Source organism: Paenibacillus sp. 01T431, from assembly GCF_056398625.1.
This window is the reverse complement of sequence record NZ_JBFTPT010000010.1, coordinates 306,022-317,211: the sequence shown is the minus strand read 5'-3', so window position 1 is coordinate 317,211 and position 11,190 is coordinate 306,022. Positions and strand designations below refer to the sequence as shown.

The 11,190-nt window shown below is 48.7% G+C and carries 7 protein-coding genes and 1 rRNA gene; all 8 read right to left on the bottom strand.

Going from position 1 to position 11,190, the window contains the following annotated elements; all coding sequences use genetic code 11:
* Positions 1 to 132: ribosomal RNA gene (locus AC1DM9_RS20000) — 16S ribosomal RNA — on the bottom strand; the annotation flags it as partial.
* A 419-nt stretch (positions 133 to 551) separates the two neighbouring features.
* Positions 552 to 2,552 (bottom strand): NAD-dependent DNA ligase LigA, encoded by a 2,001-nt coding sequence (gene ligA / locus AC1DM9_RS19995; RefSeq protein ID WP_477581806.1) that lies wholly within the window; start codon positions 2,550 to 2,552, stop codon positions 552 to 554.
* A gap of 63 nt (positions 2,553 to 2,615) precedes the next feature.
* Entirely contained in the window at positions 2,616 to 5,015 is a 2,400-nt protein-coding gene (gene pcrA / locus AC1DM9_RS19990) for a DNA helicase PcrA (RefSeq protein ID WP_430057045.1), read from the bottom strand.
* 234 nt (positions 5,016 to 5,249) lie between these two features.
* Positions 5,250 to 5,945: a heptaprenylglyceryl phosphate synthase gene (pcrB, locus tag AC1DM9_RS19985; RefSeq protein WP_430057042.1), complete on the bottom strand. Its 696-nt coding sequence runs from the start codon at positions 5,943 to 5,945 to the stop codon at positions 5,250 to 5,252.
* A gap of 89 nt (positions 5,946 to 6,034) precedes the next feature.
* Positions 6,035 to 7,507: a hypothetical protein gene (locus tag AC1DM9_RS19980; protein ID WP_477581793.1), complete on the bottom strand. Its 1,473-nt coding sequence runs from the start codon at positions 7,505 to 7,507 to the stop codon at positions 6,035 to 6,037.
* Positions 7,504 to 7,845 carry a hypothetical protein gene (locus tag AC1DM9_RS19975; RefSeq protein ID WP_477550702.1) on the bottom strand — a complete coding sequence of 114 codons (342 nt, stop codon included), beginning with the start codon at positions 7,843 to 7,845 and terminating at the stop codon, positions 7,504 to 7,506. The genes AC1DM9_RS19980 and AC1DM9_RS19975 overlap by 4 nt, the downstream gene beginning before the upstream one ends.
* Positions 7,829 to 8,404 (bottom strand): RNA polymerase sigma factor, encoded by a 576-nt coding sequence (locus AC1DM9_RS19970; RefSeq protein ID WP_477550701.1) that lies wholly within the window; start codon positions 8,402 to 8,404, stop codon positions 7,829 to 7,831. The genes AC1DM9_RS19975 and AC1DM9_RS19970 overlap by 17 nt, the downstream gene beginning before the upstream one ends.
* Before the next feature lie 142 nt (positions 8,405 to 8,546).
* Positions 8,547 to 11,078: a U32 family peptidase gene (locus AC1DM9_RS19965; RefSeq protein ID WP_477581791.1), complete on the bottom strand. Its 2,532-nt coding sequence runs from the start codon at positions 11,076 to 11,078 to the stop codon at positions 8,547 to 8,549.
* Positions 11,079 to 11,190 lie beyond the last annotated feature (112 nt).

The window sequence follows — 11,190 nt, the reverse complement described above, 5'->3', positions numbered from 1 at the left end:
GTTACCCACGTGTTACTCACCCGTCCGCCGCTAAGCATCAGAGGTGCAAGCACCTCATCAACTCCGCTCGACTTGCATGTATTAGGCACGCCGCCAGCGTTCGTCCTGAGCCAGGATCAAACTCTCCAAATTGGTGTTTGACTTGCTCAATACTTAACTAGCTATTTTAAAAAATTATCGGATCGACGTGATCCATTTGTTCAGTTTTCAAAGAACTTGTTTGTCACATTTTGTCGTGACAAGAAATGATATTATCATCTTCGTCCAACGTTGTCAACCGTTTGTTTCACAAATGTTTGTGAGTCATTCAATTGCTTGTCCGTGTCTCAGAAGCGACAAGAAATAATATATCACTTACGCAAACAGAATACAAGTTAAAAAAAATGACAATTGCAAATTATTTTAACGCACTCATTATTCTGGTTTATGGATAGTAATCCATCATCATTTAACTAAAAACAAAAGGAGCTATTCCTCAAGGTCTATAACCTTAAGGGACAGCTCCTTCTTATTTAAGCATTCAAAACAATGCTTTGAATGACGTCTTATTACTATATAACGGTTTCACCCAAAAGGCGCAATAACTCAGCTTCCTCTTCTATAACAGTAATACCAAGCTCACGAGCTTTCGTCAGCTTGCTTCCTGCGCTTTCGCCAGCTACAACAAAATCTGTTTTCTTAGATACGCTGCCCGAGATTTTGGCTCCGCAAGCTTCGAGCAGCTTCGCAGCTTCATCCCTAGACATCGTCGGCAGCGTACCTGTAAGTACGACTGTCTTCCCGCTGAATACACTATCATTTCTCGCAACCAGCTGCTGTTCCGCTTCAGCTTTCACACCTAGCTCGCGCATTCTGGCAATACTCGCAATGATAATGGGATCTTGAAAAAATCCAACGATGCTCTCAGCAACAATACCGCCAACATCCGGAAGCGTAATAAGTTCTGCAGCTTCCGCCTGCATAATAGCATCTAGATTTCCATAATGATCAGCCAGCATTTTCGTTGTTGCTTTGCCCGTGTTCGGAATGCCAAGAGCAAATAAGAATGACGCAAGCTCTCTATCCTTGGACTTTTCAAATGCGGCAAGCAGCTTGAGCGCCTTCTTCTCACCGAATCGTTCTAGTCCAATCAGATCATCGTAAGTAAGAGCGTACAAATCAGCAGGATCACGTACTCCGCAATCTTTGTATAGCTGTTCTGCTGTCATGACGCTGAACGTATCGATATCCATTGCATCCCGAGACGCGAAATGAGTGATCCGGCCGATAATTTGCGGCTGGCAGCCCAGCTTATTATTGCAGAATAGGTGAGCTCCCCGCTGCTCGAGCTCCGTTCCGCATGATGGACATACCGTTGGAAACACAATTTCTTCACCAGGCACATCATCGGCCTTGCCCAATATTTCTGGAATAACATCATTTGAGCGGCGAATCGTAACGAGTGTCCCTAGTGCGAACTTGAGGTTTTTGCGTTCAATATCGCCAATATTATTGAGCGTACAGTTTTGTACAGTAACACCAGCGAGCTCAACAGCCTCGACGCGCGCGACTGGGGTTATTTTGCCGGTACGGCCAACCTCCCATGACACGGCTTCGAGTACTGTTGCTGCTTCCTCCGCTTCGAACTTAAAGGCAACCGCCCAGCGAGGGAATTTATCCGTATAACCGAGTGCTTCCCTCGTCCGCATATCTACAACCTTGATTACAGCACCATCAATGAGGAAATCCAGCTGCTCCCGTTTTTCTGTTACACGCAGCAGCTCTTCTTGAACCTCTTCGATCGTATTTTGATACGTTACATATGGATTCACCTTAAAGCGGTTATCGTTCAGAAACTTCTGCATTTCATGATGATCTGCAAAAGAAACTCCGTCAGCGTAGCCGACATTATAGAAAAATGCGTTCAGCTTCCGCTCGGCTGTAACCCGCGGATTAAGATTGCGCAGTGCGCCTGCTGCGGCATTCCGTGCATTTTTGAGCGGTTCAGCTGCCGTTTCATTATATTTGGCCAGGACGGAAAGCTGCATAATGCCTTCTCCCTGCACTTCAACAATACCATCAGCCCATGGAATTGTGAGCGGAACAGAACGTATCGTTCGGACCTGCTGCAATATCCCTTCGCCAACTGCACCGTTTCCGCGCGTAGCTGCTTGAACCAGCTGTCCATCCTCGTAGGTCAGATTCAGGGTTAAGCCGTCAAACTTCAGCTCAACGACATAAGTAGGCTGCGGCAAAGGCTCTTCTTCCGGATGTTTTGCATTATAATCGGCGACTGCTTTAAGCAATCTTGTATTCCACGAAAGCAAGTCTTCCGTATTTTGAGCTTTGTCCAAACTCCATAAACGAGCACGGTGTTTATACGGCTCAAAACCTTTGAGCAAATCGCCGCCTACTCGCTGTGTCGGCGACTCAGGCAAAAGCACGTCCGTCTCCTTCTCCAAAGCGACAAGCTCATCATAGAGCTTGTCATAATCCGTATCATTTATTGTAGGCTGATCAAGCGTGTAGTAGCGATAATTATGCTCTGCAATGATCGCAACAAGCTGCTGCATTCTCTCTAATTGAGCGTTCACGGAAGGCTCCTCCTTCTAATCGTCAAAAATGGCTGATCAACCTTATACTTTTGTTATCGGGGCAAAGCCGGCAAGCAATCGCTTGATGCCAACCGGAGCCGGGAATGCGATGTTAAGCTCCATATCCTTGCCCGTCCCTTTGACGGAGACGATAACGCCGATTCCCCATTTGCCATGCGACACGCGATCGCCTGACGCAAATGTTCCAGGCGCGGCATCGCCCGCCGCGCTGCTGCCCTGAGCCGCCCGAGCGGCTTCTTGCAGCGGCGTGCTGACACGCACGCCGCCTCCTCTGCCGCCCATCGCGGCCGGGCCCGTTCCCCCCATACCTGGGGAACGGCTGCCTGCACCGGGCGCACCGCCAGCTGGCGCGCGACCGGCAAACCCGCGGCTCGCGCCTTGCGCAGCCGCACCAGTACCGCCCGTGACGCTAACGCCGCTGCGAGTGCCCACGCTTCCACGTGAATAACCGCCGCTGCCGCTAGAAGCGCCTTCTCTTACGCTCTCTGGTATTTCCTGCAGGAAACGCGAAGGCATGTTGCTGCTCGTACGGCCAAACAAAGTCCGCATCCGCGCACATGTCAGATAAAGCCGTTTCTCCGCGCGGGTAATCCCTACATATGCAAGGCGCCGCTCCTCTTCAAGCTCTTCATTATCAGCAAGAGCACGGCTATGCGGAAATACGCTCTCCTCCATGCCGATAATGAAAACGACAGGAAACTCAAGTCCCTTAGCACTATGCATGGTCATCAGTGTAATCGCATCTTTGTTCTTCTCTGCTTCTTCTTCATCCTTGTTCAAGGAATCGATGTCGGCTATGAGTGCCAAATCAGTTAGGAACGCCACGAGCGTCCGATCCTCATTGCGCTTCTCAAAATCCATCGTCACCGACAGAAACTCATCGATATTCTCAAGACGCGCCTTCGACTCCAGCGTGTTCTCTTGATGCAGCTCCATCCGGTACTGCGACAGCTCCAGCACCTTCTCTGTAAGCTCCGTTACCGATAGATATTCAACCATCCGTGTAAGATTGTCGATAATCTCATAAAACTCGCGCAATAGCGTCCGTGTCCGAGCATTCACCTCAACCTCGCCGAGGTTGTTCAATACACGGTAAATGGAAGTGCCTCTTCTCGCCGCTTCATCCGCAAGCTTGCCAACCGTTGTATCCCCAATCCCCCGCTTCGGCACATTAATGATACGCACCAAGCTTATATCGTCATCCGGGTTGGAAACGAGCTTCAAATATCCGAGCAAGTCCTTAATCTCTTTGCGATCATAGAACTTAATGCCGCCAACGATTTGATAAGGAATATCCGATTTAATCAAAATTTCCTCTATAACCCGCGACTGAGCATTGGTACGGTATAATATCGCATGATTGGCAAATTTATAGCCGTTATTCACATTTTTGCGAATTTCCCCAGTTACAAAATATCCTTCATCATGTTCAGTATCTGCTTGATAGAGTGCAATGAGATCGCCCGCGCCTTGATCCGTCCACAGCTTCTTCGGCTTGCGCCCTGTATTCAGCTTAATAACCGCGTTTGCTGCATCGAGAATATTTGCTGTTGAACGATAGTTTTGCTCCAGCATGATCGTCCGCGCCTCTGGATAATCGCCCTCAAAATTCAAGATGTTCGTAATGTCAGCTCCACGCCAGCGGTAGATGGACTGATCGCTGTCGCCTACTACGCATATATTATGATGTTTATCCGCAAGCATGCGGGTCAGCATATATTGTGCTCTGTTCGTATCCTGATACTCATCCACATGAATGTATCTGAACTTGTTCTGATAAAATTCAAGCACCTCTGGTACATCTTTAAACAGCTGAATCGTCATCATAATAAGATCATCAAAATCAAGTGAGTTATTGCTTCTCAGCTTTTTCTGGTATTTCGTAAACACTTGGGCAACGATGCCCTCAAAATAGTCGCCGACCTTTTGCTCGAATTGCTCCGGCGTGATCAGCTCATTTTTCGCTCCGCTTATTGCAGCTTGAACCGCCTTCGGCTCAACCTTCTTCGTATCGATGTTCATGTCCTTCATACAGCCGCGGATAACCGACAACTGGTCCGAAGAGTCCAAAATAGAGAAGCTGGATGTAAAACCGATCCGATCAATATCTCTTCTGAGGATACGCACGCACATCGAGTGAAAGGTAGATACCCAAATGTCCCGCCCTGATGGTCCAACAAGCGCACTGACCCGGTCCTGCATCTCTCGTGATGCTTTATTCGTAAAGGTGATGGCCAAAATACTCCATGGCGCCACACGCTTCTTTTCTATTAAGTAAGCAATTCGATGTGTCAGAACGCGAGTCTTGCCGCTGCCCGCTCCCGCCATAATCAAAAGCGGCCCGTCAGTCGCTTGAACAGCATCACGCTGCGGCGGGTTCAGCTTCTGTACCGCCTGCTCGATACTCATATAATTCAACATGCTCAGACTCCTTTGTTCGCATATGTTCGCCTCTCACCAGTGTAGACAACGGCTACCGCTGTGTCAATTTGAGAATATAGGAATTAGCTTGAATTATGACAGAAAGTATGTCAACGCTAAAAACAAATAAAAGCATCTGCCGTTCTGTCCCATTGTCACCTATGTGCAACAAGATCAGATACAGCGAATGCTTTTTTTCATTGAGACCATGGCTATAGGCAAAACAGGAACAAATCAGACATTCTTAACAGCTGCCACCGTCGATAACGCTGCTTCAAGATCGCTGTAAATAATGTTTCCTACAACGACGGTATGAGCAGCTTCTGCCGCTTGACGAGCTTTGTCTGCATTGTCAATTCCGCCTCCATAAAATACCCGTGCTTGCGTGGCTGTCATTCTTGCCCGCTTCACCAGCTGCATATCGCCGAATCGTCCGCTATATTCCAAATAAACAACCGGCAAGCGCATCAGCCGATCAGCCATGCGCACATGTGCGGTGAGTTCTGCTTCTGTCAGCTCCGTTTGCGCACCCGTAACTTTTGCAGCAGTAGCCTCTTCATTCAAAATAATATAGCCTTGCGCCGCCGTTTCCTCCCAAGGAACGAAGGAGCCATACTCTATTAGCCCTTCGGTTTGCCGTCCGGTAATCCACTCTGCTCTGCTCGTATTAAGGACAAGCGGTACAAAATAGCCGTCGAAGCCAGGAACCGCTCCCTCTAAAGTAGAAACCTCTAATGCACAGTCTACCGCATACCTGCGAATTCGTGCCATCAGATCCACTGTATTCTCAAAAGTAACGCCGCTGGAGCCTCCGACAATAATCGCGTCAGTACCCGAGGTACAAATCGCGTCAAGCTGCTCATCGGAAATTTCTCGATCAGGGTCGAGCTTAAACACATGCCTCCAGCTTGAAAACCAAACCTCATTCATGAATGATCACGCCTCGCTTTGTCATAAATCAATTGTCGCATAATTGCTTTCCTTCTATGCTATGTCAGCGAGAAATCCGTGTCAAACAGTTACTCTCCTTCAAGCTTCTCTTTCATTTGCTTCATCAGATCCTTGTCGCTAGCATTGGGAACTCTTACCCGTTCTAAATACGTCAAGGCTTCCGCTGGATCGCCGTCTGCCTTCGTAATGCCATAATAAATCAGTCTAGCTAGCGGACGCAGTGCGTCATCGTTATCCCCTTCTGACTTGTAAGACGCGATGGCTTCCTCATATTCCCCTTTAATGACCAGCCTGTCTCCAGCAAGCATCCCTTCCTCTGGCATCGTGAAAAACGGGGTTTTCTGGATTAGAGCTGTGTAATAGCCGCTAGAGCTCGATATTTTGCGCCCTCCCGCATCATAAGCATCAACTGACCATATGAAATCTCCCCCGGGATAAACCGCGCCAAGCACTCCGATATTAGACAAAGCAACATTTCCTCCCGAGTCCATGCTTTTGCCAAATCCCAGCGTATTTCCTCTCAATTCCTTCAAGCTGTACTCCGCTGTTGTTCCTTTAAAGCGCTCATCCGAAAGCTGTACCGTATTAGCGCCAACAGTATTCCCATCTTTAATGCGGAAAATGGACGTTATCGAAAGTGTATAGTAATCCGCACCCGGATAGGCATTCCATTCGAATAACAATTTATCCCCGGTTAGCTGCTCTTTATTAACTGGTGATATAACACTTACTTGTGGTACAAATTGAAAATCGTATGTTTCTGTTTTGCCTTCTAGAGCGCTCACATACTCTCGGTCAGACTGCGTTAAGTAATATCCATTTACCTCAGCAGGAGTGACACCGACTCCAACCTCATACTCATTAGCATCCACGTCATAAAAACGATAAACACCATGCTCATCTGTAATGGCTACCGGGTAATGAAGATAAGGCGGCGTGCTCCATCCGCTTGCATCCTTGCGGTGCAATATAACAAACACATTCGCAGCCGGTTTTTCGCCAATCTTAACTTTCCCTGTTATAGCAGCCTGCTTATCAGGTATCGCCGTTCTTGTACTCAAAATCGCTAGATAGGTTCGCAGCTCCTCATCCGCATGGAATGTACCGGTATTCACATTTGCGTCAAGCTCTGCAAAAAGCCGTTCTGCTTTATCCCACTCCTTGTTCCACATATAAAGCTTGCCCAAATTAAATTTAACCCCATAAATATATGACGACGTTGAATATTGCTCCACCAAATTTTCGAGCCGGTTTATCTCGCGCATACGTTCCTCTGCCGTTCGTTCTCCTCCGCTGGAGGAGCTGCTGCTCGGGAAAATAAATATATGATCGTCGCCGTTCGAATCCGTAACCAGCTCGGACGCCTCAGACGCTAATAAAAGTGCAGATTCCGCGCTCTCGGTTCTAGGAAACCACTTCCACAAAACATCGTATTTCTCCGTATGAAAAAGGAAAAAGGGAATTAGAAAATAACAAGCTCCCGCTGCAATCATAAGAAAAGCGAGCAGCATTGCCATCGTTTTCACTTTCATTCGTATCATTTTTCCTTCGGCCACCCTTCAAGCAGCTCTGATTCATAATAAACGCCGCCTGCAATCATAATTAACCGATCGCTGCTTTCAGGCTGGGGCTTGGCATCCATCGTTTGCGGAGAATAAACAGTTGACGTTAAACGCTGCCAGCCGATTACGGGTACAGCGATACACATGCATAGGACTAAAACGACAGCAATCCCAGGTATACGCAGCTCCCGATTCCAAAATGAAGGAGGGCATGCTCGGTCTAAAACAGTCTTTTGAAGCTGTTCAGTGAACTGAACACCCGCCAGCTCTATATCCAAATTTTCACGAATGCTTTTTGTATCATGCTCTTGTTTCATCCTGCCAGTCTCCTTCCTCTAATTGCTGCCTAAGCTGTCGCCGTCCTCGCAGCAGCTTACTCTTAATGGTACTTTCCGGCTCACCGAGCACCTGCGCGATTTCTTTAATGGTCAGCTCTTGATAATAATAAAGAACGATGACCTCACGATATTTGAAAGGCATAACCTCAATGGATTCACGAAGCGATGAGGCCAGCAGCCATTGTTCAACTCCCGCATCGGTCGGCGATTTAAACATCATGTTATGTACGCTCATTTCTTCTCCTGTTTCCGCTCGAAACAGCAGCCTTTTCCATGAAGCGAGCCGCATCTTGCTGCGGCAGCGATTAATCGTCATTTGCAGCAGCCAGCCGCGCAGGCTTCCATCGCCGCGGTATTGTTTTATTTTTTGAAAGGCGGTTATAAATACCTCCTGGCTCACATCCTCTGCCAAGTGATGATCCTTCAGCAGCAAGGCGGCTGTCCGCAAAATATCGTTGCCATACTGCTCCATCAGCCACTTCAGGGCGGAGCCGTCACCGCCTTTCAGTCGTTCAATCGCTTGTTGCTCCGCACTCATCCATTCACCTGCTCTCTCTATAAGTAAAGATGCGGTTTGAAGCGCAAAAGGTTGCAAATCTGCCTTTTTAAAATTTCACAACAAAAAAAATACCGCCCTCCCATTCACAGAGAAGACGGTATCGCTTGAAATTTCGTTAGATTTATTTGACCAGTTGACCACGCGTAACGCCAAGCTGGTTAATGGCTTTCAGGCTGCGCCATACTTGCGTGCCGCTAATACGGCCATCAAGCGCATCACGGTAAAGAGACAACACTTCAAGCACTTTCTCCGGCGTTTCTTCTAGAAACTCGACACGGAAATTGGATACGCCCATTCCTACAAAATTGCGGATGTACTCAGCACCCGATTGCTCGATTGCGTTGTACACAGTGTTGCGGCAGCCTTCGTCTACGCGAACAGGATGCGCCATGCCAATACGATCCTGCAGGGAAGCACGCTTCTCCTCACAAGGACGTCCGCAGTTTGTGAAGTCAGTTCCTTCACTCATAAAGGTGCAATATACGCAATGCTCCGTGTGGAACATCGGCAAATGCTGATGGATAACCATTTCCAGCATCGACGTATCTGAGCTTTCCAGCAAATCAACCATCTGCTGAATATTCAAATCATACGACGGTGTAATCAGATCAAGACCAACCTCGGTAAACAGCTTCACTGCCTTATGATTGGCTACGTTCAGTGAGAAATCGCCAATCAGCTTAGGAAATGGCTTGTCCGGATTAGCTGCACGAGCGCGCAAGTAGTAATAAAGCGCTCCAGTGTTCCGAACAAGTACGGCATCGGGCTGCAGCTTCAATATATTCGCATGGTAGCCATTTTCACCAGGCATGTGAATGCGCGGCGTAGCCAGAGCAATCGGCTTGCCTGCTTCACGGGCAGCGGCTACCGCTGCAGGGAATTGTTTAATAAATTCAAAATCAGCGTATACATAAGCAACGTCGGTTTTGACTGCTGCCTGCACCTGCTCCAAGGTACGGCATAGCGCGATCAAGTTTGCATCTTTTCCGCTCTGAGGAGCCAAAATATCTTTTTTCGCCACATCAGCCAAAACAGCGTCCTCGCTTGCGTAAATTGCATTCTTCACATAGACAGGCGGCTTCGGACGCTCGCCTGCAAGCAGCTCTACCGCTTCACGGCGCAGTCTGTTCAGCTCACGAATCGGTACGATCAAATCGCCTTGCAGCTCTACCTCGAGCTTCTCAAGCTGATAAACCGTGCCGCCCAGACGGCCCAGTTGATCCTCAAGCAGCGCTGCATCCATCGGACGCTTCTGTGCCTGCTCCAAATCGATCTCTGACGCGACTTCAACCGTCGTCCCCTTCTGCACATCTGTCCACCAGGTACGCATTGGCTGACCAAGCGCGCCCGTCACTCGAACATGAAGCGGGAATACACGATATGGCTTTTCTGTTTCAAAAGAAGCTCTGAGGCGTCTGTCCAGCGCCGGATCATTCGTTTTCCACACACGGTCGCCTACATGAACCTTGCGCAAATCAACATCATTGCGTCCAGCAACCAGTTCGATCAATATGCCTTCCTGCGCTTCGCCCTCGATTTTCACGCCTTGACGACGAATATCGTAAACGCGGCCGCCCTCTTCCTTTTTCGTCGGGTCGCCTGCGTCAAACACAATGCCATCTCCGCGCTTAAGCGGCGCTTCGATCTTCAGCGTAACCGCATCGCGCATAATACGCTCTACTCGGCCGAGGTAGACACCGCGGCTTTTCGGGAACGTACCCTCAACAAGCATCTTGTTGTTTGTTCCCGACAGGAAACCATGCGTGAAGCCGCGCGAGAAGCTTTGCTGCAGCTCACGCACATCCTCCACAGACGGCTTCGACAAGTCGCCGTCAAAATATTTATCGATCGCGCGCCGATACTTGCTCACGACATTCGCGACATATTCCGGACTTTTGAGACGTCCTTCAATTTTGAACGAGGTTACGCCCGCTTGGATGAGCTCCGGCACAATATCAATCGCCGCCAAATCCTTCGGAGACAGCAAATACGCAATGTCTCCCATCGGCTGTACCTCGCCATCGACCATCAAATCATACGGCAGCCGGCAAGCCTGCGCGCATTCACCGCGATTGGCCGAGCGTCCGCCCCACATCTCGGACGTGAGACACTGACCCGAATACGATACGCATAGCGCACCGTGCACGAATACCTCCATTGGCAGCTTCGCTTGCTCGCCAATGGTACGAATTTGCTTCAAATTATTTTCGCGGCCTAACACGACCCGCTCAAGACCAAACGGCTTCGTAAACTCGACAGCCTCTGGCGATGTGATCGTCATTTGTGTAGAGCCGTGAATTGGAAAGTCTGGCGACAGCTCACGAATCAGCTTCACTAGTCCCAAATCCTGTACGATTACCGCGTCCACGCCTGCATCGATACACATTTCGATTAACTTCTGCGCGTCTCTCAGCTCATCCTCGAATACGAGAATATTAAATGTGAGGAAACCTTTTACCCCGTACGTATGCAAAAATGCCATAATTTCCGGCAGTTCCTCACTGYGGAAATTGTTTGCGCGTGCGCGGGCATTAAATTTCTCCACGCCAAAAAATATCGCATCCGCGCCATTTGCAACAGCCGCTCTCATGCAATCCCAATCGCCAGCCGGAGCCAGCAGCTCTATGTCCGATCTCATTATTGTATCTGTCATATTAACTATCAATCCCTCTCATTCTTGAAACCTGCTTCCACTATCTTAACAAACCACGGACATCTATACCACTACACAATACTGGCATCGCGCAAGCATTCACGGTTGACGC

Coding starts and splice junctions, on each gene's coding strand:
- ligA (WP_477581806.1), bottom strand. CDS start 2,552: ATGCAGCAGCTTGTTGCGATCATTGCAGAGCATAATTATCGCTACTAC.
- pcrA (WP_430057045.1), bottom strand. CDS start 5,015: ATGTTGAATTATATGAGTATCGAGCAGGCGGTACAGAAGCTGAACCCG.
- pcrB (WP_430057042.1), bottom strand. CDS start 5,945: ATGAATGAGGTTTGGTTTTCAAGCTGGAGGCATGTGTTTAAGCTCGAC.
- AC1DM9_RS19980 (WP_477581793.1), bottom strand. CDS start 7,507: ATGATACGAATGAAAGTGAAAACGATGGCAATGCTGCTCGCTTTTCTT.
- AC1DM9_RS19975 (WP_477550702.1), bottom strand. CDS start 7,845: ATGAAACAAGAGCATGATACAAAAAGCATTCGTGAAAATTTGGATATA.
- AC1DM9_RS19970 (WP_477550701.1), bottom strand. CDS start 8,404: ATGAGTGCGGAGCAACAAGCGATTGAACGACTGAAAGGCGGTGACGGC.